Source organism: Methanosarcina sp. Kolksee (genome assembly GCF_000969945.1).
GTDB classification, from domain to species: Archaea; Halobacteriota; Methanosarcinia; order Methanosarcinales; family Methanosarcinaceae; genus Methanosarcina; species Methanosarcina vacuolata.
Window position 1 is genome coordinate 1,292,958 of record NZ_CP009524.1, and the last position, 24,485, is coordinate 1,317,442.

Below are 24,485 nucleotides of genomic sequence, written 5' to 3' on the forward strand. Positions count from 1 at the left end.
AGAGGTCGGATCAGTTTCATTTGTAACGATTTTCACAATGGTGTATTAATAAACAAACCATCCAGCTCATAAAATGTGAAGGATAAAATTATGGAAGACCCAGGAGACAGAAACTTAAGAGAAACAGACCCAAGAGAAATATTAGGCCCTATTGCCTACATTTATCGGAGCCATCTGGCTTACATGGTAAAGGAACTCGAAGCTTACAGGGTCGGAAGCGGACAGTTTGAGTTTTTACTGTTTTTGTATCACAAAGATGGAGTATCCCAGGAAACTCTTGCAAAGGAACTGAAAGTTAGCAAAGCAACAAGTGCCAGAGCAGTCCAGAATCTGGAAAAAGAAGGTTACGTTTACAGGGAAAGAGACGAAAGTGACCTTCGAGCTTACAGGGTTTACCTGACTGAAAAAGGAAAAGAAATGAGAAATATAATTTTTAAAAAGTTGATGGCTTTTACAGAGATCCTCTTTTCGGATTTTACCTTTGAAGAAAAAGAAATCTTCAGGCTGCTCATTCATAAAGCTGCTATTAAACTTTTTGAGCCTGGATTCGAGCCTCCATCTGACAGGTCAGATGATTGAGGTGAAAAACGGTGGAGATAAAAAAAATATGGATGAAAAAAGTGAGTTTCTCGGCAAAGATAACATAAAGAAGCTCCTGTTTAAGCTCTCAGCCCCCATTGTCATCGGAATGCTGGTCCAGGCTATTTATAACGTAGTGGACACCTTTTTCGTGGGAATGGCCTATGGGGCAGATGACGTCCAGGCCATAGGCGGACTTTCGATAGCCTTTCCAATCCAGATGATGGTGATGGCTTTTGGAATTGTGCTTGGGACAGGAGGTTCTTCCATAATTTCACGTGCCCTTGGAGCCCGAGAAAATGAAAAAGCCGAAAGAGTACTTGGAAATGTTTTTTCCCTGAGTTTAATATTAAGTGTGCTTATAGCCATCCCAGGTCTTTATTATCTTGATCCGATCTTGAAGGTTTTCGGAGCAACTGCTGGTGTCATGCCCTATGCCAGAGAATATCTTAAATATATAATACTGGGAGGAACTGTCTTTGTCTTTGGAGTGGCTGTTCAGAATATTGTCCGGTCTGAAGGAAACGCCCGTTTTGCAATGAATGCTATGCTTGTAGGAGGCGGCCTCAATATCTTCCTTGACCCGCTTTTTATGCTTGGTTTTGGAATGGGTGTAAAAGGAGCTGCAATTGCAACTGTAATATCACAGGCAATAGCTTCGATCTGGCTTCTGCTGTACTACCTCAAAGGAAAAGGGGCAGTTCATTTCAGATCAGAAACCTTGAAACCCGATTTGGAAATTGATAAGGAAATTGGGGCTATTGGTATTGGGTCTTTTGTAATGCAATGCTCGAACAGTGTCATGATGATCTTTGTGTTCAATGCACTTGCAACTTATGGAGGAGATAGCGCAATTGCCGTTTTTGGTGTAATAATAAAGGTCAACTCCTTCATTTTCATGTCTCTTCTGGGTATGGGCTTTGGCCTGCAACCGGTTGTCGGGTTCAATTACGGAGCAAAAAAATATGAAAGGATAGCCGAAGCTGTGAAATTATCGCTCGCAGCGACAACAACTATTGGAATTTTTGGCCTTCTGATCATTTTACTCTTAAAAGAACAAATTCTCGGCTTATTCAGTGCAGACCCGCAATATCTGGAGATCGGAAAAAAAGCTATGACTATCATGCTTCTGGGGATGCCTCTGGTAGGCATGAATGTGATCACATCAATCCTGTTCCAGGCCCTGGGAAAAGCAAAACCTGCGTTCCTTCTTTCCATTAGTCGGCAGCTTCTCTTTCTGATCCCTCTTGTTACCCTCCTTCCCCGGTTCTATCAACTGAATGGAGTCTGGGCAGCTTTCCCGGCAGCGGACTTTCTGGCATTTCTGCTTTCCGGGTTCCTGCTTCTCAGGGTCTATAAAATTTTCAAAGAAAATAAAGAGTTTTCAAAAACAGCATCAGGATCAGAAATTACAGATAAAATGTCTAATCTATAACAGTTCACTAGGACTATACGCACTTGAGAAACAGAATCAATTACAGCAGAGACTGTGGATTAAGGTTCTGTTTTAAACAGTTAACGGTTTGCTGCGGTTGATTTTTCAGTTCAACTGCGTAAGCCCTAATCTATAACAGTTCAAAAAAGAGTTTTCGTTTCATATCAAAAAAGTCTTCATGCCTGGTCACAAAAGTCTTCATGTCTGGTAACAAAAGTCTTCATGTCCGGTAACAAAAGTCTTCATGTTCGGTAACAAAAGTCTTCATGTCCGGTAACAAAAAGAGTCTTCAGTTATGGTCATAAGAAAGGGTCTTCAGATCATCATAAAATAATTTATGGAATAACGTATATTATAAAAAAAGAAAATCCAATTCAGGTTCTTTGAAAAAATTCAGTTCAGAGGCAACTAACTTTTTAGGGGATATGTATGACGCTTACTGAAATAATAGATTCTTTCAAATCAAAACTGAATGTCTCAAAACTTGTTGATTCGCTAGAAAGAAAGGCAAGTTTCTATGAAGAATCCGAGAATGGTGCTGATGAGAATGGCTCAGTTGGGGATTTAAAATACAATCCATACTTTAATTCCGGAAACAGTGATGCTAATAATTCCAATGCGGGAAAGATCTCTCAAAACAAAGATGAGCCTCTTATCAAACTAATCAATGTGTGGAAAATTTATCAGATGGGGGAGGTTGAGTTTGCAGCCCTTAAAGGAATAAATCTTGAAATTTACGAAGGTGAATTTCTGATCATTCTTGGGCCCAGTGGAAGTGGAAAAAGTACGATGATGAATCTGCTGGGCTGTCTGGACATGCCATCAAAAGGCACAGTTTGCCTGAATTCTAAAGATATCTCAGAACTTGATGAATCCGAACTCGCCATTATCCGAGGAAAAATGATTGGCTTCATATTCCAGAGTTTCAATCTTCTTCCAACCCTCAATACTGAAGAAAACGTGCTTTTACCTATGGAATTTCAGGAAGAGGATAGAAAAATAGCCCGAGAAAAAGCCTCATATCTGCTTGACATTGTCGGACTCTCAAATAAGAAAGGAAACCTCCCTTCCCAGCTTTCAGGCGGACAGAGGCAGAGAGTTGCAATAGCTCGTTCCCTGGCTGTAAACCCGCCTATAATCCTGGCAGATGAGCCTACAGGAAACCTGGACAGCAAAACTGGTGATTATATTCTGGATTTTCTGGATGGGCTTCACCAAAGAGACGGTAAGACGATTATTATTGTTACTCATGACGTCGAACTTTTAAGATATGCAACAAGGGTTGTGTACATAAGAGACGGTGAGATTGAAAAAATCGAGACCCGTCCTAAAAACGAACCAGATATGAAAAACGAACGAGGTACGAAAAATGAAGAAAATCGGAGTTGAGGAATTAAAATGAAAAAGTTCTCTTTGCTAAAAATTATACTGTTGTTTTCAGTATTCATATGCCTCGGATCTGGAACAGCACTTGCTTCTAATGGTGATATAAAATCTGCATATTTGGAGGTAAACCTGACAAATCAAAACCCTGATGCTGCCCGTCCGGGAGAACCTGTTGAACTCACTGTTAGCGTGCAAAACGCAGGAAACGCTGACCTGAAAGATATTGCTGTCACGGTTAACCCTGAATATCCTTTCAGTAAGGTTTCCGGAGAAGACCTCACAAAAAAGGTCTCTTACCTGAATGCACGGCAGGATGATGACGATGCAGCAGTCCTTAAGTTCAAGCTTATGACAGATGCCAATGCTTCAGAAGGCACATATGATATCGATATTACTACTACTGCTAAAGAAAGTGGCTCTTCGTCAAACACGATTACCACTACAAAAACCATTCATCTCGAGGTAAGGGGCAAGGAATACGCTCAGATTGTTACCATAAATAAGGCAAGTATTGACATTGCAAAAGAAGAGCCTCTGGAATTCATAATAACAAATACCGGAAATTCACCTTTGAAAAACATGGTGGTTTCCTGGAAAGACCCAAAAGGGGTAATTTTGCCAGTATATTCGGATAACACAAAGTACATCAAATATCTGGCTGCAGGAGACTCTGTAACAGTTGCTTACTCGGTAATGGCAGATGTAAATGCAGACCCTGGACTCTATACTCTGGACGTAAACCTCAGTTTTGAAGACTATAATTCAAATGAAAAAAGTATACAGACTACAGCAGGGCTTTTCGTTGGTGGAGAAACCGACTTTGATGTTTCTTTTTCGGAAAGTGACCAGGGAGAAATTTCTCTTTCAGTTGCAAATGTAGGAAACAACATGGCGTATTCCGTTAAAGTCTCGATCCCTGACCAGGATGGGTACCGGATTTCAGGAAGTTCCTCAACAATTGTAGGAAACCTTGAGAAAGGAGACTATACAATTGCATCTTTTAACATTGCAAGTACACAGCAGGATGCTATGAATGCGGAATCCTCATCCGACAATATAAAGTCCAGCGATGAAGGCGAAAATGTAACTTCTACTTCCATGGATTCTAATCCTCTGAAAGTCCAGATTGAATATACGGATGCAAAAGGAGAACGAATAAAGGTTGATAAAGAAGTAAAGCTCGAAATGGATTCCGGGAACATGACTGCGCAGGGATCAGGAGGGTCAGGCAATAAGAGTAGTGGATTTGGGTCATACTTATCCTATATTGTGATAATAGCTCTTGCAGGAGGAGCATTCGTATACAGGAAGAAAATCAAGGAAAAACTGCAGGGCAGAAAAAATAAGTAATCCGGAAAAAAAGGCTCTTCGTTGTTTTGTGTGGATATCCTCATAATGTCCTAATAAAAACCAATGCGGTCTTGAATTGAAAATCATTTTATCCATAAAGAATGGCGAAGAGCCGAAAAAAACCCCTGAGACTCCTAAAGTCTGAATAAGCAGCATCACAGAAGATATCATCATTAACAAATACAGGACATGGGATTAGAAACACATGGGATTAGAAACACAAGCCTTCTCAAAAAGGGTTGATCGAAAACCCGAAAAACATTTGAATTTTATGAACTTATCCCCAAACCCTATCGGCGTTATCAACCGGCGCAACGGTTGTGGCACAATCATTTTCAAAAAAGGGTTGATCGAAAACCCCAAGAACCGTTTGAGTTTTATGAATATCCCCAAGCCCTATCGGCGTTATCAACCGGCGCAACGGTTGAGAGCCAAACAAAGGAAGAATGCAGAATGAGAAACTCAACCTACCTGAAAATGGGTCTGAACATGCTTGTGCATAGCAAGCTCCGAAGTTGGTTGACCATTATCGGGATAGTTATAGGAGTCGGATCTGTTGTTGGCATTGTCTCTTTAGGGGACGCCATGCAAGAGCAGGTTCAGAGCAGGCTTGCCGAGATGGATCTGACAAAAATTACAATAAGCCCGGGGTATACCAAGGCATCATCCAATGTAAATGGTGGTCCTCCTGGTATGAGAAGTGTTTCATCGATAGATTCCGAATTGACGGACGATGACATTGATGCACTCCAGGGTCTGGATAGTATACAGTATATATCCGGAGAAATTTCCGGCAGTGAGGAGGTTAAATATGCAGGAGAAACTGCAATCCTCCCGATTAAAGGTGTTGACCCTCAGGTCTGGAAGTATACGACTACTATGAAAACACAATCCGGAAGATTGCTTGAACCGGCTGATAAGTATGTTGCAGTCATAGGAAGCAGTGTTGCCAGTGAAACTTATGACCACGACATTGGAGTCAACCAGGTAATAACAGTGAACAACAAATCCGTTCGAGTTGTCGGAATCCTGGAAGAAGAAGGCATGGGAGATTACTCAAGGATCTACATGCCAATCGATGGAGCAGTAGATCTTATTGAGGATGCCGAAGACGATGTTTATGATAGCATCACGGTAAAAGCCAAGAATGAAGATCTTGTGGACGAACTAACGGATGATATTGAAAAAAAGCTCATGGTCTCAAGGCACATTATCCAGAAAGATGACCAGGACTTTTCCGTGACAGCTTCAAAGTCCATGGCTGAGTCTGTTACCGAAATGATGAGTTCAATGACGCTTTTCCTGGGAGCCATTGCAGCTGTTTCCCTGCTTGTGGGAGCCGTAGGCATTGCCAATACCATGTTTACCTCTGTCCTTGAAAAAACAAAGGAAATAGGGACTATGAAAGCCATTGGGGCAAAAAACCGGGATATCCTTATGATTTTCCTTTTTAATTCCGCAATGGTAGGCCTTGTTGGTGGTATCCTTGGAGTTGTTCTGGGATCCTTTGTTTCATCTGGGCTCCAGATGATGATGGGGGGCGATATGACTGGAGGGGGTAGCGGAGTAAGCTTTTCTTTGATGCTTGAAGGCCTGACTCTTGCAGTTTTGATAGGAGTCATCTCTGGAGTAGTACCAGCGTACAGGGCCTCGAAATTAAAGCCTGTGGATGCATTAAGGTACGAGTAAATGGAAACAGAAGGACTAAACAGAAAAGGAAGGACTAAACAGAAAAGGAAGGGCTGATTCCCTTTCTCATTATTTGCTTTACTGGAATCAGTGGATTTCTGCTAGCAAGGAAAAAAGGTTGTGGTATAGGTTGTTAAAAGTCATAACCTTTGGAAGTTCTTTTATATTTTTTTAAAAAACAGGCGAAAGTGCTCGTTTTTCAGAATTGACCCGTGACTCATGTATACGACCTCTTTATCCAGCAATTGAGACCTGACGCGACACTGGAATGAGTCCTGAGATTTTAATTTCAGGGACATTTCTCTTTGTTTTTGAGCAGCCATTCGGAATATTTGTCAGGGTCAAAAGAAATGTCTCTTATTTTAGGCCTTAAGCTCCTTTTGAAAAAAATTTTCCCACGAATAATACTTTATTGAGGATTTATTTAACGTCTAACGGAGAATTAAAGATTAAATTAACCAAATACCTCTTAGAAAAGCTTCATTAATAAATTAATTCTCTAGATTTCCCTGTTTTTAGCTAAGTATGCTTATATTATTAAACGCCAATGAGGGGATCGGTTGCCTCCAATCCTGTTGAGCGGCTGGAAAATAAAATGTCCTATATAAGACAGGTGTTTTGCCCATCTCAGACACCTATCTCGAATAGGTTTTCAACCCCATGTAAGAGTTGCTCAATTTAGTTAATTACAGTGAAAGTAAAAACTGAAATGGAACACCCAAAAACAGGACCTCGCCACAAGGGACATCAAGTCTATCACTTGAAAACCAGGTGTTCCTCATTGTAATAACGAAAGGAGGCAGCCAGCAAAAAGCCTACACTCCAGAAAATGAGGTACTATGCATTTCGGTGGTGCCTCAAAAACGAATCAAGCCACAGGTCTAATTGGATCATATAGGTGATCTGATTAGGCCCGATTATACCCACTAGGCAGATAGGCCGTAGCATAACTCATAAAAATAACTCCTAAAATGGACATTTAATATCAACCTGAAAATAGAATTTCAGTCTTTAAAATTTACCAAAAAACCTTTCGACTGCATCATAAAATCAGTCACGGGAACGATGGAAATCATGCATCAGAAAAATAAAAACTCAAGCTACTTTGAAAAGGTCAAGCTCAAATATGACTAACTTTTAGAGGTTTTGTATGACACTCACTGGAATAATAGATTCTCTTAAAACGATATTGAATCCCTCAAAAATTATAAACTCGCTTGAAGAAGCAGCGAGTTTTACTGGTTCATCTGAGAGTGATTCCGAAGAGGATCTAAAAATCAATCCTTACTTTGATTCCGAAAACGGTGCTACTAGCAGTTCCAAAGCGGCAAGGATCTCTCAAAACAAAGATGAGCCTCTTATCAAACTAATCAATGTGTGGAAAATTTATCAGATGGGGGAAGTTGAGTTTGCAGCCCTTAAAGGAATAAATCTTGAAATTTACGAAGGTGAATTTCTGATCATTCTTGGACCCAGTGGAAGTGGAAAAAGTACGATGATGAATCTGCTGGGCTGCCTGGATATACCATCAAAAGGCACTGTTTGCCTGAATTCTAAAGACATCTCAGAACTTGACGAATCCGAACTCGCCATTATCCGAGGACAGATGATTGGTTTCATATTCCAGAGCTTTAACCTCCTCTCCACACTCAGTACAGAAGAAAACGTGCTCTTACCGATGGAATTTCAGGAAGATGATCGACAAATGGCCCGACAAAAAGCCTCATATCTGCTTGACATTGTCGGACTCTCAAATAAGAAAGGAAACCTTCCTTCCCAGCTTTCAGGCGGACAGAAGCAGAGAGTTGCAATAGCCCGTTCCCTGGCTGTAAACCCGCCTATAATCCTGGCAGATGAGCCTACAGGAAACTTGGACAGCAAGACTGGTGATTATATTCTGGATTTTCTGGATGGGCTTCACCAAAGAGACGGTAAGACGATTATTATTGTTACTCATGACATCGAACTTGTAAGATATGCAACAAGGGTTGTGTACATAAGAGACGGTGAGATTGAAAAAATCGAGACCCGTTCTAAAAACGAACCAAGTATAAAAAATGAACCTGATACGAAAAACGAACCAAGTATAAAAAATGAACCTGATATGAAAAATAAACCTGATACGAAAAACGAACTTGATACGAAAAACGAACTTGATACGAAAAACGAACTTGATACGAAAAACGAACTTGATACGAAAAACGAACCTAATACGAAAAACGAACTTGATACGAAAAACGAACTTGATACGAAAAACGAACTAAATACAGAAAATGAACCAAGTATAAAAAAAGAACCAGATCTGGAGTGAGGAATAAAAATGAGAAAATTTTCTTTGCTAACATTTTTACTACTGCTTTCAACGTTCCTATGCCTGGGAGCAGGCACAGCGTTGGGAGCATCAAACGGTAACATAAACTCTGCCGCTGTGCAGGTAAATGTAACTAATCAAAACCCTGATACTGCCAGGCCTGGAGAGCCTGTTGAACTTACTCTCAGCGTGCAGAATATAGGAAACAATAACCTCAAAGACATTAAGGTTACACTCAATCCGGAATATCCTTTCAGTAAACTTTCCGGAGAAGACCTTGAAAAAAGTATCTCTTATCTAAATGCAAGACAGGAAGATGATGATGCTGGAGTTCTTAAATTCAAACTCATGACCGATTCCAACGCATCTGAAGGCACGTATGATCTTGATATAGTCACCACTTATACGAGTGGATCAGGGTCTGATGAAAAGACTTACACTACTACAAAAACAGTTCAGTTAGAGGTTCAGGGTAAAGAATATGCTCAGGTTGTGACCGTAAGCAAGGCTGATATTGATATAGCAAAGGAAGAACCTCTAGAGTTTATTGTTACGAACACAGGGACTTCCCCTTTGAAAAACCTGGTTTTCTCCTGGACTGATCCTAAAGGCGTGGTTTTGCCTGTATACTCTGATAACACAAAACACATCAAATATCTGGAAGCAGGTCAATCAGTAACCGTTTCTTACTCGGTAATGGCCGATGTGAATGCAGATCCGGGACTTTATACCTTGAATGTGAATCTTTCGTATGAAGATGCTGACTCTAATTCGAAGAATATTCAGACCACAGCAGGACTTTTTGTAGGAGGAACAACGGATTTCGATGTTTCATTCTCGGAAACTAGTGCAGGAGAGACTTCCTTTTCAGTTGCAAATGTAGGTAATAACATAGCATATGCTGTGAAAGTATCCATTCCAGATCAAGATGGGTACAAAGTTTCAGGAAGTTCGTCAACAATTGTAGGAAATCTGGAGAAAGGAGATTACACAATTGCTTCATTTGATGTTTCGAATTCACAGAGTGGTGCAGGAGGAAATACAACCGAAAATAGCCCAGGAACGCCTCCAGATTCTTCACAAGATAGTGCTAACGGTGCAAGCTCAACCTCTATGAGTTCCTCCGATCCACTGAAGGTCCAGATTGAGTATACGGATGCAAAAGGGGAAAGGGAAACTGTTACTAAAGAAGTTAATCTCGAGACTACAACATCAGGAAATATGACTGCAGCAGGAGGCCCAGGAGGTCCAGGTAGTAGCGCTGGAATTAGTTCTTACCTGCCATACATCGGCCTGCTTGTCCTTGCAGGTGGAGTATTCGTTTATCGCAGGAAGATACACGAAAAGATACAGGCAATGAAAGCAAAAACAGCCGGGTACAAAAAGCCTGAAGACCAGAAGATCTGAAAAACAGTATCACTAGCAAATGGAAGGATGCAAGATGAGACAATCAACCTACCTGAAAATGGGTCTGAACATGCTTGTACACAGTAAGCTCCGAAGCTGGCTGACCATTATCGGGATAGTTATAGGGATCGGATCTGTTGTTGGCATCCTCTCCCTCGGGGACGCTATGCAAGAGCAGGTTCAGAGCAGGCTTTCCGAGATGGATCTGACAAAAATTACAATAAGCCCTGGTTATACCAAAGCATCCTCGAATATGCCTGGGCCCGGAGGAATGGGAGGTACGACAACAGATGTTGAATTAACTGATACGGATATTGCGGCACTTCGAGGGTTGAATAATATATCATATATAGAAGGAGAGATTAGCGGCAGTGTGCCAGTGATATATGCAGCGCAAAATGCAACCCTTTCAATCACAGGTGTAGACCCACAGGTCTGGCAATATATGACCACTTTAACGACACAGTCTGGAAGATTGCTCGAGCCATCTGACAAGTATGTCGCAGTCATCGGAAGTGGCGTTGCAAGTGGAATTTATGATCAGGACATCGGAGTTAACCAGGTAATAACTATAAATGGTAAAGCAGTGCGTGTTGTTGGGATTCTGTCAGAAGAAGGTGAAGGTGACAGAAGTATCTACATGCCTATCGATGGAGCAGTAACCCTGATCGATGATGCAGAAAATGGTGTTTATGATTCCATTTCTATAAAAGCTAAGAGTGAAGATGCAGTAGACAGCCTGACCGAAGATATCGTGGATAAGCTCATGATCTCAAGGCACATTGTCAGTGATGATGATAGAGACTTTTCGGTTTCAGCTTCTAAATCTATGGCAGAGTCTGTCACTGAAATGACGAGTTCAATGACGCTTTTCCTTAGTGCCATTGCAGCTGTGTCCCTGCTTGTGGGAGCTGTCGGGATTGCCAATACCATGTTTACCTCTGTCCTGGAAAAGACAAAGGAAATAGGGACTATGAAAGCCATTGGGGCAAAAAACAGGGATATTCTCATGATTTTCATCTTTAATTCCGCAATGGTGGGTCTTGTTGGCGGTATCCTTGGAGATGTTCTTGGAGCTTGTGTCTCAACTCTCTTCCCTATGCTGGGTTTGCAGATGATGGGAGGAGGAGGGAGTTCAAGCATATACTTTGCTCCTGACCTAATGGCTATGGGGCTTGGCCTGGCAGTTTTAATTGGTGTGATCTCAGGAGTAGTCCCTGCATACAGGGCTTCAAAGTTAAAACCAGTAGATGCACTGAGATATGAATAAACGGAAAAGAAATTAAAATGGAATAGAAAGGAAATGGAAACGAAAGGACAATGGAAAAGAGGGTCAGTTTCCTTTCTTAATTCCCTATTTTTTTGTATCGAGATTTTGTGAAAACTAATTTTATTGCCTTGATCCTATTTGAAAACTGGCTTATTTTAAAGATGGATAACTGGAGAGAAAGCAGTTGAGTAAAAGGACCCAAATTTTGCTGTTATTGGGAGTTATATTAGTGATCATAGGTGCACTCCTGAAAATTGCCATAAATCCGTTTTTTTGGGGTACCTGGGCTGTAACTGCATTATTCGTGATTTTGCTTTTCATAATAGATCCTCTAAATCCAGGAGGTAAAGATTAAATGAAATCTTGAATAACCCTGGACATATAGTTAATTTTTACGGGCAAAGCAGGCTTTGTGTGTTTTTAGTATCGTGTGTTTTTTAGTATCGTGTGTTTTTTACTATAATTTCATCATTTAGTATTTTTACTAATTCCGGAAGATTGCTTTAACCGGTTGATAAATTTGTAAATTGATATCTTTAATTTGGTTTCTTAAGCAACTGATATATGTTTTTGTAATCTATGAAAATTGGATTAATTTCTATATTATGCTATATGCACAAATGTAAAATTTTATTGATTTTATTCATTGTTTTTTTGTGAGGTACTATCACTTAAACCACCATTATATGAGGCTAAAGATGTTGTTTTTACTGTTCTTTCCCTCTAGTTTACAATTAGTCTCAATTAATGTAAACTCTTCAAAAATACTAACTTTATTGTTTATTCTTGTTTAGATATTTTATCTAAAAAGTAATTATTTATCGTTTTAATTTCGTCTCATACGAAACTATTATATACTCATAAATCTATTAAGCCTCTGATAGTGTCATATGGAACGATTTAACGCATATATATCATATCCGTACAAAATGTCCAGACTCATAAAAAGTGAAGTACGGGCTATACAAGATCAAAAAATAAACTCTTCCAGGCAATAAATCTGTTTTATATGCAACTATCACTTCAATACCTTCAATTTAGACACCAATCACTCAGTTCCTAAAATGTGAAGGATAAATTTATGGAAAATTTTAGAGAAATTAACTTAAAGGAAATAGACCCTAGAGACATATTAGGTCCAATTGCCCACACCTACCGGAGCAATCTGGCATACATGGCAAAGGAACTCGAAGCTTACGGGGTCGGAAGCGGACAGTTTGAGTTTTTACTGTTTTTGTACCACAAAGATGGAGTCTCACAGGAAACCATTGCAAAAACCCTGAAAGTGAGCAAAGCAACAATTGCCAGAGCGATCCATAATCTGGAAAAAGAAGGTTACGTTTACAGAGAAAGGGACGAAAAAGACCTTCGAGCTTACAAGGTTTACCTGACTGAGAAAGGCAAGGAAATGAGATCTATAATTTTCAAAAAGCAGGCTTCTTTCATGGATCTTCTCTTTTCGGATTTTACCTTTGAAGAAAAAAAAATTTTCAGGCTACTCATTCATAAAGCTGTGATTAAACTTTTTGAGCCTGGGGTCGAGACTCCATCGGACAGACCTGATGGCATGAAGTAAAAGCGGTTGAGATGAAAAATAAGGATAAAAAACGGTTGAGATGAAAAATAAGGATAAAAAACGGTTGAGATGAAAAATATGGATGAAAAACGGTTGAGATGAAAAACGGTAGAGATGAAAAATATGGATGAAAAAAGCGAGTTTCTTGGCAAAGATAACATAAGAAAGCTTCTGTTTAAGCTTTCAATTCCTATTGTCATCGGATTGCTGGTCCAGGCTATTTATAACGTAGTGGACACTTTTTTCGTGGGAATCGCCTATGGAGCAGACAGTGTCCAGGCTATAGGCGGGCTTTCTATAGCTTTTCCAATTCAGATGATAATCATGGCTTTTGGGATTGTGCTTGGGACAGGTGGTTCTTCCATAATCTCGCGTGCCCTTGGAGCCCAGGAAAATGAAAAAGCCGAAAGAGTTCTTGGAAATGTTTTTTCCCTGAGTTTAATATTAAGTGTGCTTATAGCCGTTCCCTGCCTTTATTATCTTGATCCTATTTTGAAGGTTTTTGGAGCAACTCCTGGAGTTCTGCCCTATGCCAGAGAATATCTTAAATATATAATACTGGGAGGAACTGTCTTTGTCTTTGGAGTGGCTACTCAGAATATTGTCCGGTCTGAAGGAAATGCCCGTCTTGCAATGAATGCTATGCTTGTAGGAGGCGGCCTCAATATTTTCCTTGACCCAGTTTTCATGTTTGGTTTCGGGATGGGTGTTGAAGGCGCTGCAATTGCAACCGTAATATCACAGACCGTAGCTTCGATCTGGCTCATGCTATACTATATTAAAGGAAAAGGGGCTGTTCATTTCAGGTCAGAAACCTTGAAACCCGATTTGGAAATTATTAAGGAAATTGGAGCCATTGGTACCGGGTCTTTTGTGATGGAAAGCGCGAACAGCATCATGATGATTTTCGTGTATAATGCACTTGCAACTTACGGAGGAGACGTTGCAATTGCCGTTTATGGTGTGGTAATGAAGATTAATTCTTTCATTTTCATGACCCTTCTGGGTATGGCTTTTGGGCTGCAACCGGTTGTTGGGTTCAATTACGGAGCAAAAAAATATGAAAGAATAGTCGAAGCTGTGAAATTATCGCTCGCAGCGACAACGACCATTGGGCTTCTTGGATTAGTTATTATTTACTTCTTAAAAGAACAACTTCTCGGGTTATTCAGTACAGATCCGGAATATCTGGAGCTTGGGAAAAACGCTATAATGGTTATGTTGCTCGGAACGCCTTTGATAGGTATGAATGTAATTACTTCAACCCTTTATCAGGCCCTGGGAAAAGCAAAACCCGCTTTCCTTCTTTCCATTAGCCGACAGCTCCTCTTTCTAATCCCTGCTGTTGTTCTCCTCCCCCGTTTATATCAGCTGGAGGGAGTCTGGGCGGCTTTTCCGGTGTCGGACTTTCTGGCATTTATGCTGTCCGGGTTTCTGCTTTTAAAGGGATACAGGATCTTCAAAGAAAGTAAATATTCTTCAAAAAAAGGTGCAGGGTCAGAAACTGCAGATAAAATGTCACCTATCTGATATTTCATTGCGGAACTAAGGTTGGAAATTAAATCGAAAAGAAAGAAAGATTTCTCAACTCTTTCTTAATTAACCTTTTCTTCTTGACCTTTTCTTCGTAACCTTTTCTTCGTAATTATTTCTTCGTAACCTTTTCTTCGTAATTATTTCTTAGTAATCTTTTCTTAACTTCATGCTTTATTGGAATCTGTAGCTTTCGTGTTTTTCTCTTCTGTAAATTTGATTAGTCTCACAAACTCACTGCTGCCCTCAGAATCCATTTCCATTTCTACAAAATAAATATAATCCGAGATTTCAGATAGCCCTCCTGCTCCGCTGCTGCCTACAATCAGCGAATAGACCTTTGCGTTATACTTCTTTTTTGCTTCTTCCCAGCTGGCCAGGATCAGTTCGTCAGAAACTTCGGACTTGCCATCGGTTATAAAGAGCAGGTCTGCACCCTGAAAATCCTTTTCTCTCAGGGACTTAAGGCCTGAAGCAAGGGCGGTATTGAAGTCAGTTCCTCCGCCGAAGGTATAAAGAAGGAAATTCAGGAACTTTTCGGACATTTTTTTCCTGCTGCTGAGTTCGATTTCCAGGTGCTGGCTTGTCGAGGCAAAAAGGATAACTTTCATGTCCCTCTGCTGAGAAAGCATCCTTTTTGCCATAGCCAGCACAGCAGACTTAGCTAAAGTTTGGGGAGCTCCGTGCATCGACCCGGAGGTATCCACAAGCACGATCATCGGGCCTCTGGGTTTTATACGGGGAGGGCCTGTGTAGTGCTTTCCGAGGAGCTGGTAGCTCAGGAGTTTTCCTTCAAGCATGTCCGCATAGAACTTCTTTTTCAGAGAGGGATTCAGGAGTTTTGCGGCTTCCATGGGCAGCAGGTTATTGATAGAGTCCGAAAAGCGCACGGTCTGAATCCGATTTTTTCCAAAAGGTGAAAGGCGTATGCGGTCCGATGGCGGGTCAAACTCCCGCCTGCCTATGAAATCTACGATTTTTTTCAGGGCAGGGCTTTTTTCGAAGAAGGCCGAATAGTTTTTAAGCATTTTAAGCTGCACATAGAATGGCTCTTTTTTAAGCTCTTTTACGGAATAACTCCAGTTACGCTGGGGAAAAAGCAGGGCAAGGGTATCAAATAGCTCCAGGTTTTCTTCCATTTCCGTAACGAATTCGTTCATTCTCCGGTATAGCCCCTCCATAATTCTTTCCAGAAACTCCTGGTACCCGCCTTTCTGCATGAATGCTAAAACAGCATTGACAAGGACAAATTCTCCGGAATTTCTAATTGCCCAGTCTTTCCTGCCTGAAAACTCCGTAAATCCCGAATTCCCCCACATGAGGAGGGTTTCTTTAAGGATTTCTTCAAATTGCCTCAGGATCTCAGCCATTCCGGCATCAAGTTCCTTAAGATATCCTGAACCTGAAATGCTGTTTGATTCTGAAAAGCGTTCCAGGATTTCATAAATCAGAGGCAGGAGGATTTTCAAGCCTGCAATTCCGGCTCCTCTGCTTTTTTTTGCAATTTTTCGGAGTTTAGGCCAGGGTTTTGAGTTTCTCAGAGTAAGAAGGATTGGGTAAAAAGCTCCGAAAGTCTCAATAAACCTTTCAGGATCCTTTATCTCATAAGGCTGGCTAAAGAGGACCTCAAGGGTTATGATTTCAGCTATTTTTTCTCGCATTGGGCGGGGGATAGTTCGAGGAAAGGCTATTGTGCTCCTGAGATCACGTTCCAGCACGGTCGCAGTCTGATTCTGGAGCAGAAGCAAATCCCGCAAGCCTTTGTTTCCTGAGGCTTTATTTTCTGAAAATGAGTAAGTTTCATATGAGGCTGCACCTGGATTATTTGGGAAATCCTTAGAGCCTTCCATATCAAAACCTCATTTAAATTGTCTGATTTTAGGTTTTCTTGTTTAAAGATATCTGGTTTTAAGCTATCTGGTCCGGGTTTTTTATCTGAATTTGAACCGGGAGCCAATCCCTTTCATTAAACTATTGACACCGCTGCCCGAATCGGATACGGAAATTTTTTCCATCTCTCTTTTTCCTGTCTCTTTTGCAGGCTGAAGTTCAGACTGGGGTTCAGGTTGTGCTTGCCTGCTATGAATTCCGAGCATTAACCGGCTTTTTGATATAAGATCATTGAGCTCGAATAGTTCGGTACTTCGGGTATCGTGAAGTAGCAGAGCTTCGTTTCTATCAAGCGTCGAGAGCCAGATATTTGCATCCATCAAGTTTTTGAGAAGTTCTCGCTCTGCTTCAAGCCTGTGTTTTACACGTTCCACACGATCGGACAGGGCTTTCAATTCAGTTTCAAAAACTTCTTTCTGGGCCTGGGGCAGTGTGTTCGTTTTTCCAGCGGCTTCCTGGAGCGAATCAATTTCTTTCACAAGGTTGTCATAGGGATAGATCCTTGAAGGCCCTTCCATTTTAAGAGTATAGCTGTGATTCGGGTGGGAAATATGGTGGGTTTCGATTTCCTGTCTCAGCCGGAATTCTTCTCCGCAACTGTCGCAGATGATTTTTATAGGAAGTTCGTTTTTCAGGGCGATGCTTACCGCAGCCTGAAGGTCTTCGGCTTCCTGGCGAAGTTTTTCCGTGCTAATTCCACCTGAAATTGCGAACTCAAAGACGATTTTTCTTATGGTTTCCCGCTCTTCGGGCAAATTCCAGAGCATATGCTGAAGCAGGAGCACCATTGTCCTGTCCACTGTCGGGCATCCGCTGCTGCAGGCTGCAACCTTCAAGACCTGAATAACTTTTTTCCAGCGCCGGTCCGAAATTTCAATTTCCTGGAGCTGAAGGCTCTTTCTAAGTTCAGTTATAATGACCTCAACGTCAGGGTCAACAGGCATATCCTTTGCACGTGCTCGGAGTTCGTATATTGCGGAAACCCTGAGGCTTGCAGCAGGTTCGAATTCGTCAGGGCTCCTGAAAAGGAGGTCCCGGAAATTTTCATCATCCTGAATGTAGGAGAGCCTGTACCTGAATAAAAAGCGGTCATAAAGGGCTTCAAGGCTTTCGTTTTCGTCAGGAAGCTCATTAGATGCCCCGAAAACCGAAAGCAGAGGCACGTCTACAAGTTCTCTGCCGTTATGGTATTTGTGCTCATTGAGGATTGTCAGGAGGCTGTTCAGGATCGCACTGCTTGCTTTGAAAATCTCGTCCAGCAAAGCAATATGCGCAGTTGGGAGACAGCCATCGATTTTCCGGCGGAACTCGTCTTCTTCCAGGGCTTTTAAGGAGAGTGGGCCAAATAGCTCTTCAGGGGTGGAAAAACTCGTCAGGAGATAATTGAAGAAATTTCCGCTTTCGATTGACTGGCAGATATTTTTTGCAAGCTGGGTTTTTGCCGTTCCAGGCGGCCCGAGAAAAAGGAGGTTTTCCCCGGACAGCACAGCAAGAAGAGAGCCATTGATCTCGGTTTCTCGCTCTTTAAAATAGGCCATAAATGCGGATTTGATCTCAAGAAGCTTTTCTTTCAGGGCCAGACCTCCAGTTAAAGGGTGATAGTGGGGCAGATCAGGATAAAATCAATTTGCAGCCAGGTTTTAAGTCTTTAGTCTGATTATATTTTAAACCTTTTAATTGTATTTGGCCTTCTGAAAAATTAGTTTCTAGTGCATCGATTCCAAATTATGTCAGAAACGAATTTTTTGAAAACCACTGAAAGCACGGAAGACACGGAAATCAGTAGTAAAGGCGTGTTTCTTCCGTGCTTTCCGTGTTTTCCATGGTTGTAATATCCAGATCGAATCACTCTGCGACCGGCTGCGTTTTCCGTGTTACAAAATTCCATGTGACTTTAAAATAATATTTGCGTCATAAACTGTATTTATTTTCTTATTGTGTGTATATTTGAGAATCGATATACTAGTGTCGAGTCAATCCTCAAGGATTCAATAATTCCGAATAATTGCAATCGATTTTATACGACATTTTGCGGTTGACCCGACACTAGAAATATAACTTCTTATTTTGTGTTTTAAAAGATTTCTGTAACTTTTTCTTCCAATTGACTCTTTGTTAATGAGTTTTTTGAGTTCAAAGGAACATAAAATTAGATTTTTCACAAAACAAAGAATCAGTTTTGTACCTTATACATTTTTTGTGTGTATGTAAACCGTGAAGCTTAAATATGTTCATGATATTGTTGATTTATCAACTATTGATTTTTCAATTATTTAATTTCGTATAATTGAAAAATCAATATTATTATAATTCATTATATTCGGAAATTACTCCCTGAGAATATGCTTTTGATTGCAAAATCAGGTGTAAAAAGGAACAGTGAATAAAATGGATGAAGCAACCCTGAAGAAAATAATTCTTCTGATGATGGAAAGAGATGCTCTTGACAATTTTATTTTTGAACAAACTTTTCAGAAGAAAATCATTAGCAAATTCAAAAATTTAAGCAAGAATCAGCCCGTGGTAATCAAGATCATAGGTATGGAAGGTGAAATCATGCCCTCAACCATAGGGAGGTATACAGGTATGGATAAAAGCAGCCTCACTCGAATGGTTGATGATCTGGAGAAAAAAGGGTTGGTATTTCGAAAAACTGACCCTGAAGACCGAAGGAAAGTGCTTGTTTCTCTGACTGAAAAGGGATTAGAGTGTTATAATTATTCTAACCAGATCGTCGATGAGCTGCTTAAGCTTGTAGATGAAAAGGATATAGAGGACTATGTTCTGAGTCTCGAGACAATGGTGAGGATTTTAAGAAAGGCGGTTAGTCAACAAATTAAATAAATCTAATTATAAGGTCGATGAAAGGAGGAGGAGGAAGTGACTCGTAAAATTATAGAAAATCTTCAAAAGCTGGGTTTTACCAGAAATGAAGCTAAAATCTACGCAGTACTTGTCTGCCTTAAACAAGCGCGAGCCAGTGAAATTGCAGAAAGTTCCGGAGTCCCCAGATCTAAAGTTTATGGAACGCTCAGAGGAATGGAGAAGAAGGGGTATGTCCGGATAATCGAGGGTGAACCAACACTTTTTTGCTGCGTAGAGCCTGAAGAGCTCATTTTCAGGATAAGGACTGACTTTATGCTTTCTCTAAGCGAGACTGCAAATGAACTTAACGCCTTGAGTCCTGCAACAAATGGATTTTCAGTGGGAAGTTTTCGCAAATTAAAAGTACGGGTCTAAGAAATATAAGCAAGAAAATGTATGAGACTTTAAAAAAGATTTAATGTAACCTGAGGTATTATTTAATTTAACCTGTTTTTAATTATTATAAAATTGACACTATATTCCAGAATTACAGGTACTGGTTTAATTCTAAGTTCTCCAATCTCGTGAACTACCTCTCCCTTAATTCTTCGCCTTTTGGGTCAGTTTTAAGGGAGCAGCTTTCCTGGTTCTCTAATCGCCTTGCAGTGACAGTATAGTATATATAATAGTGGTTGAATGACATGGTGAGATGAGATAACTAAGTTTACAGATAACGAAAATTGGTACAGATAATGCTGAGATAATGCTGTATCCACCATTAAAACATGTGGAATTTTATATTTAACTCTCATAAAATTTGTAATTTTACAGAACTCGGCACATTGCCTGAAAGTTTACTTTAAACATTTGAGAACGGGCAGGTAACCCGAAGCAGTCCTGAATTTTTCTGAATCACTTTGAGGCTTTTGCGAGTTTTCTTTCACATCCTTTTCCTCTAACCTGCACCGCGAAAGAACGATATCAATGCTTTTTTCCAGATCTTTTTCATCAAAAGGTTTCACAATACATCCAGACCCCACATTCCAGATCTGTTCGAGAAGCTGGCGGTCCGAACAGGCAGTAAGGTAAACAACTGGAATACCGAACCTGGTAATTATCTCCTTTGATGCTTCTATGCCATTCAGGTTACCTTTTAACATAATATCCATAAGCACAAGATCAGGTCGGGTGCTTTCAGCTTTGCTAATAGCTTCCTCTCCGGATGAAACTACACCCGTAACAGTATGTCCCAGATTCTTCAGCATTATCCGTATTCCCATTGCAACGATATGATCGTCCTCAACAACCAGAATTCTTCCTTCTACCATATTACTGTTACACCTTTATTCAGCTTCAGAGAACTGAGTTTGAAACAGGTCTCCTAACTATTTAAGGCTTAAATCCTCCAATCTGTCAATGAAATTATAGGCCGGAACAGAAGCATTCGAACACATTCGATCTCTAAGTTATGAAAGCAATTCAAAAATTTCAATAATTACGATTTCAATAATTACGATTTCAATACTTATAATTTTAGTAATTGTGATTTTACTAATTACGATTTCAATAATTACGATTTCAATATTTATAATTTCAATAATTACGATTTTAATAATTGTAATTTCAATAATTATGATTTCAATAATTACGATTTCAGTAAGTATGATTTCAGTAATTACGATTTCAATAATTATTTACAAACCTGGGAAAGAAGGCAAACTTCTCTATTACTTCCTGCATTGAACCCTATATAAATTAAGGTATATAACCCACCCCGTATGGTACTTACAAAAGAATAGGAACTTTAAGCTGGCCCTGTCCATGTCGAAGGGGAAGAACTTTGTCCGGGGGCAAGGGATATTTTGATCCAATTAAAAATTTCAATAGTACTGTCTGGCAAAATTAAAAGAGATCTCGGGAAAAAGGTGCCGGAAGAATAGGAGGGCGCCTTTGCCTGTAAAGAAAAAGAAGTAAACTTTGGCGGTCCGGAAGATTTCAGGATTTCTTAAATAACCCGGGAAAACAGTTTTCTGCCAGATACGAGTTTTTTCCTGGGCATCTGACTTTCTTATTTCTTTGCTGTTGGCCATTCAAGCTGTTTTTTCATTCTGTATTTCTCTTTCCCGGAATATCTTTCGTTCTGCTCTATCTCGTCCTGAATCATTCCGTTTTTTCTTTTTCCTTCCTGTGCCTGTGCAGGGCTATCTCAATGCTGCTGTGCAGATCTTTCTCATCAAAAGGTTTTACTATATAACCAAAAGGTTCAGTTTTCTTAGCCCTTTCAAGAATCTTATTATCAGAATAAGCAGTCAGGTAAACAACCGGTACATCAAATCTTTCCCTGATTTCACCTGCAGCTTCTACGCCGTCCATATTACCTTTTAACATGATATCCATGAGCACGACATCAGGGAAAGTACTCTCAGCCTTGCTAATGGCATCTTCTCCGGACGAGGCTACACCGGTAACCGTGTATCCCAAACTCTTTACCATTTTTTTTATTCCCATTGCAACGATATGCTCGTCCTCAACGATCAGAATTCTTCCTTCCGCCTTTTTTCTTTCTTCTGCCATTTTTCTTCCTTCCGACAATCACACTATTTAGAATTCATCTCCTGAAAAAACTAATCTCGAAACCTGTTCCCCTGCTCCGGTCGAGTCTAATATCCCCTTCAATCTGATCTACAAGCGTTGTTACCAGTTGTAGTCCCAGGGAAGTTGTATTCCGGAAGTCCAGTTTCTCAGGGAATCCCCTGCCGTTATCTCTAACTATAAGGGTTAACTTCTCCTCCCTGTCCTCAGTTACGCCGTTAAGGCCAGTCTGTTCATTATTCTGCGGCATGGCTTTTGTATTTCCGGAGTTATCATAATTCTTTTCCTGCAAGGTAGAGTTTTCTCTATTTCTGTGTAACTCAATATATATCTCTCCTTCTTTCTCTCCGGCAAAAGCATGTTTCAGGGAATTCGAGACCAGCTCATTGACAATTATTCCCAGGGGAACAGCCGTATCCATTCCCAGAAAAACCTTTTCGACATCCAGCTTCAAACTCACTTTCCTGCTGTCCAGGGAGTATGACTGGAACAGGTAATCTACAAGATTCTTAATATAATCCGCAAAGTCCACACTTACCATATCCTCGGACTGGTACAGTTTTTCGTGGACAAGAGCCATTGATTTGACCCTGTTCTGGCTGTCCCTGAAAGCCTCGATCACATCCCTGTCCGTAAAATTTCCGGACTCAAGATATAAAAGCATAGAAATCACCTGCAAATTATTCTTGATGCGGTGATGGATTTCTTTTTTGCGAATTTCCTCCATCTGGAGAAGTGCATCCTCGGCTTTCTTATGCTCGGTTATGTCCAGAATAATGCCCTGAAGATGGACTTCGCCGTCCTTGCTGCGCTGGATAACTGTCCTTTCGTCAACCCAGCGGACCTCCCCGGATTTTGTGAGAATCCGATATTCTGAGGTATAGTCCGTGCAGCCGGCTTCAACGTTCATCTCAAGTTCGACAGCCATCTTTTCCAGGTCTTCGGGATGCACAATATCTCCATAAAGAAGCCTGTTCGAGGTAAAATCCTCCACCTCATAACCCAGCCGAGTAATATTTTCCGAAACAAACTCTGCAGGCCACATGGGTTCATACTTCCATAGAAACACGATTACAGGACTTGTATTAACAACCCTTTCCAGATCCTCTTTAAGCTTGTTGGAACGCTCAAGTTCTTTCGCATAGTCCAGAAGGGCTTTTTCCGCTTCTATGCGTTGGGTTGTAATCATATCAAGAGCCTGGCGGGTTTCTTCGATCCCGTCAGTAAGTAGCTTGAAATCTCCCTTCCCGTGGATACTGATGGGTCGCTTAAAATCATTCTGCTGGAATGCAGTAAGGACTGCATTTGAATCATCGATAATACTGTTCAATGTTTCGGAGAATTTATCAAGTGTATTTCCGAGTTCTCTGAACTCTCCCTGCACATCTAAATTGACCCTTTCTTTTAATTCTCCTTCTGCAAGAGCATTGGTCACTCTTATACTCTCTCTGACTGGAACAATTACAGCTTTAAGAATTTCATTCAGGCCCATAGGGATTTCCCTGAAGTCTCTCTCCACATCCGTATCTGCCCTGACATCAAGCTTTCCTTTAACTGCGTCCTGTGCGATACTCTTGAAATCCTGAACAATTTCATCTATCGGCTTTGTGATAGAAAGGGCAATCATATAAGAAAGGGCAGCCATGAAGAGAATTGAAATCGCAGAAATAACCAGAAGCCTGTTCCGAAGATCAACAACACCTGCAAGCATTTCTTCTTTTGGAATTACAAGCACAAAGGCGAGATCACCGGTTCGCACAGGCTCGTAGAACATTACAACAGGTTTGCCTGTAGTAGAGTCCACGGTCTCAATATATCCGCCAGTTCCATTTTTTATGTCATCTGCGGCTCTGGCTATTTCTTTCGAATTAAAATCATAAAGACTCTTTTTCCCGATCCATTCCTTGTGTGTAGGGTAAGAGAGCAGGACACCTGTGTTACTTACCATGAAGGCATATCCCGTATCAAATGCCTTGACCTTACTCACCACCTCGTCCATATATTTCAGAGGGACATCCGCCCCCGCTATCCCCACGAACTTTCCATCCTTGAAAATCGGGGAAACATGGCTGACCATGAATATGCCTTCATAAAAGTACGGTTCTGTAAGGACATCCTCTCCTCTGGCTTTGGGAAGCTGGTAATAATCAGAAGAATCATAATTAACAAGAGGCGCTACCGTAAGATTGCCTTTAATCTTATTACAATAGGGGACAAACCTGCCTGTTGCATCGTGTCCTGGGGCGTTAATATATTCTGCATCTTTGCCATCAAAAGCGTTTGGCTCATATCCCACATAAACCCCAATCAAATTCGGATTTTTTTCAAGGATATTCTTAAGGATGCCAATTACCTCAGTCCTGTTGGAAGCCTTGTAATTTTCCATTGTAAGGGCAACCGTATTTGCAACCGCGCTGTTAGCTTTCATGTCGGCGTCGAACTGGTTTGCATAACTGCTTGCCATTTCGATTGATTTCTGATAAGCCAGCTTTTCTTCCTGGGAAGTGACCGTACTGATGATCACAGCCGTAGAGACTGCAAGAACAAGAAAAACCCCGACAACAATATAGATAACTAGCTTTGATTTCAGGGGGAAATTATTAAATCTCATAGTCAAAACTCCAGCCAGTTATGAAAGAAAGGTGAAAGGCCTGTTTCTGTC

The 24,485-nt window shown here is 40.7% G+C and carries 19 protein-coding genes and 2 pseudogenes; 15 read left to right on the plus strand and 6 right to left on the minus strand.

Going from position 1 to position 24,485, the window contains the following annotated elements:
- Nucleotides 1-90 precede the first annotated feature (90 nt).
- The 12 genes and pseudogenes from MSKOL_RS05475 to MSKOL_RS05525 all read left to right on the plus strand — a co-directional run bounded on the left by MSKOL_RS05475 (nt 91) and on the right by MSKOL_RS05525 (nt 14,533).
- Nucleotides 91-579 carry a MarR family winged helix-turn-helix transcriptional regulator gene (locus tag MSKOL_RS05475; protein ID WP_048119114.1) on the plus strand — a complete coding sequence of 163 codons (489 nt, stop codon included), beginning with the start codon at nt 91-93 and terminating at the stop codon, nt 577-579.
- Nucleotides 580-607: 28 nt separating this feature from the next.
- Nucleotides 608-2,014, plus strand: coding sequence for an MATE family efflux transporter (locus tag MSKOL_RS05480; protein WP_048123734.1), 1,407 nt, complete (start codon nt 608-610; stop codon nt 2,012-2,014).
- Nucleotides 2,015-2,443: 429 nt separating this feature from the next.
- Nucleotides 2,444-3,403: an ABC transporter ATP-binding protein gene (locus tag MSKOL_RS05485; protein WP_048154226.1), complete on the plus strand. Its 960-nt coding sequence runs from the start codon at nt 2,444-2,446 to the stop codon at nt 3,401-3,403.
- Nucleotides 3,404-3,412: 9 nt separating this feature from the next.
- A complete protein-coding gene (locus tag MSKOL_RS05490; RefSeq protein ID WP_048119119.1) occupies nt 3,413-4,750 on the plus strand; it encodes a COG1361 S-layer family protein in 1,338 nt (445 codons plus the stop codon).
- A 205-nt stretch (nt 4,751-4,955) separates the two neighbouring features.
- Nucleotides 4,956-5,207: a hypothetical protein gene (locus tag MSKOL_RS05495; protein WP_048119121.1), complete on the plus strand. Its 252-nt coding sequence runs from the start codon at nt 4,956-4,958 to the stop codon at nt 5,205-5,207.
- A complete protein-coding gene (locus tag MSKOL_RS05500; RefSeq protein WP_048154230.1) occupies nt 5,204-6,439 on the plus strand; it encodes an ABC transporter permease in 1,236 nt (411 codons plus the stop codon). Before MSKOL_RS05495 ends, MSKOL_RS05500 begins: the two co-directional genes overlap by 4 nt.
- A 1,150-nt stretch (nt 6,440-7,589) precedes the next feature.
- A pseudogene (locus MSKOL_RS05505) lies at nt 7,590-8,480 on the plus strand (ABC transporter ATP-binding protein); the annotation flags it as partial.
- Between the two features lie 279 nt (nt 8,481-8,759).
- Complete coding sequence (locus tag MSKOL_RS05510; protein WP_048154231.1) at nt 8,760-10,157, plus strand: COG1361 S-layer family protein; 1,398 nt, start codon at nt 8,760-8,762, stop codon at nt 10,155-10,157.
- Between the two features lie 34 nt (nt 10,158-10,191).
- On the plus strand, nt 10,192-11,427 hold the full coding sequence (locus MSKOL_RS05515) for an ABC transporter permease (protein ID WP_048123736.1): 1,236 nt from the start codon (nt 10,192-10,194) through the stop codon (nt 11,425-11,427).
- Between the two features lie 229 nt (nt 11,428-11,656).
- Nucleotides 11,657-11,782 (plus strand): hypothetical protein, encoded by a 126-nt coding sequence (locus MSKOL_RS21310; protein WP_255351968.1) that lies wholly within the window; start codon nt 11,657-11,659, stop codon nt 11,780-11,782.
- A gap of 726 nt (nt 11,783-12,508) precedes the next feature.
- Nucleotides 12,509-13,003, plus strand: a complete 495-nt coding sequence (locus tag MSKOL_RS05520; protein ID WP_048154234.1) for a MarR family winged helix-turn-helix transcriptional regulator — start codon at nt 12,509-12,511, stop codon at nt 13,001-13,003.
- A 123-nt stretch (nt 13,004-13,126) separates the two neighbouring features.
- Entirely contained in the window at nt 13,127-14,533 is a 1,407-nt protein-coding gene (locus tag MSKOL_RS05525; RefSeq protein ID WP_048158172.1) for an MATE family efflux transporter, read from the plus strand.
- Nucleotides 14,534-14,703: 170 nt separating this feature from the next.
- Here MSKOL_RS05525 and MSKOL_RS05530 read toward each other — a convergent pair whose 3' ends face one another.
- The 3 genes from MSKOL_RS05530 to MSKOL_RS19830 form a co-directional block, all read right to left on the minus strand.
- Nucleotides 14,704-16,386, minus strand: a complete 1,683-nt coding sequence (locus MSKOL_RS05530; RefSeq protein WP_048154238.1) for a VWA domain-containing protein — start codon at nt 16,384-16,386, stop codon at nt 14,704-14,706.
- A gap of 81 nt (nt 16,387-16,467) precedes the next feature.
- On the minus strand, nt 16,468-17,964 hold the full coding sequence (locus tag MSKOL_RS05535) for an AAA family ATPase (protein ID WP_231592464.1): 1,497 nt from the start codon (nt 17,962-17,964) through the stop codon (nt 16,468-16,470).
- Nucleotides 17,965-18,125: 161 nt separating this feature from the next.
- A complete protein-coding gene (locus MSKOL_RS19830; protein WP_156150976.1) occupies nt 18,126-18,314 on the minus strand; it encodes a hypothetical protein in 189 nt (62 codons plus the stop codon).
- Nucleotides 18,315-18,814: 500 nt separating this feature from the next.
- On the opposite strand from MSKOL_RS19830, the gene MSKOL_RS05540 reads away from it, so the two are divergent.
- Both MSKOL_RS05540 and MSKOL_RS05545 read left to right on the plus strand, forming a co-directional pair.
- Entirely contained in the window at nt 18,815-19,270 is a 456-nt protein-coding gene (locus MSKOL_RS05540) for a MarR family winged helix-turn-helix transcriptional regulator (RefSeq protein WP_048119137.1), read from the plus strand.
- A 36-nt stretch (nt 19,271-19,306) separates the two neighbouring features.
- A complete protein-coding gene (locus tag MSKOL_RS05545) occupies nt 19,307-19,666 on the plus strand; it encodes a TrmB family transcriptional regulator (protein WP_048119140.1) in 360 nt (119 codons plus the stop codon).
- 419 nt (nt 19,667-20,085) lie between these two features.
- Here MSKOL_RS05545 and MSKOL_RS05550 read toward each other — a convergent pair whose 3' ends face one another.
- Complete coding sequence (locus MSKOL_RS05550) at nt 20,086-20,559, minus strand: response regulator (RefSeq protein ID WP_048119143.1); 474 nt, start codon at nt 20,557-20,559, stop codon at nt 20,086-20,088.
- Nucleotides 20,560-20,727: 168 nt separating this feature from the next.
- Between MSKOL_RS05550 and MSKOL_RS21725 the strand changes: the two are divergent.
- Nucleotides 20,728-20,985, plus strand: a pseudogene (locus MSKOL_RS21725) (pentapeptide repeat-containing protein); the annotation flags it as partial.
- 406 nt (nt 20,986-21,391) lie between these two features.
- On the opposite strand, the gene MSKOL_RS05560 reads toward MSKOL_RS21725, so the two are convergent.
- The gene (locus MSKOL_RS05560) at nt 21,392-21,805 is read right to left on the minus strand and encodes a response regulator (protein ID WP_048123738.1); all 414 of its coding nucleotides are present in this window, start codon (nt 21,803-21,805) and stop codon (nt 21,392-21,394) included.
- Between the two features lie 34 nt (nt 21,806-21,839).
- Nucleotides 21,840-24,434 (minus strand): histidine kinase dimerization/phosphoacceptor domain -containing protein, encoded by a 2,595-nt coding sequence (locus MSKOL_RS05565; RefSeq protein WP_048154251.1) that lies wholly within the window; start codon nt 24,432-24,434, stop codon nt 21,840-21,842.
- Nucleotides 24,435-24,485 lie beyond the last annotated feature (51 nt).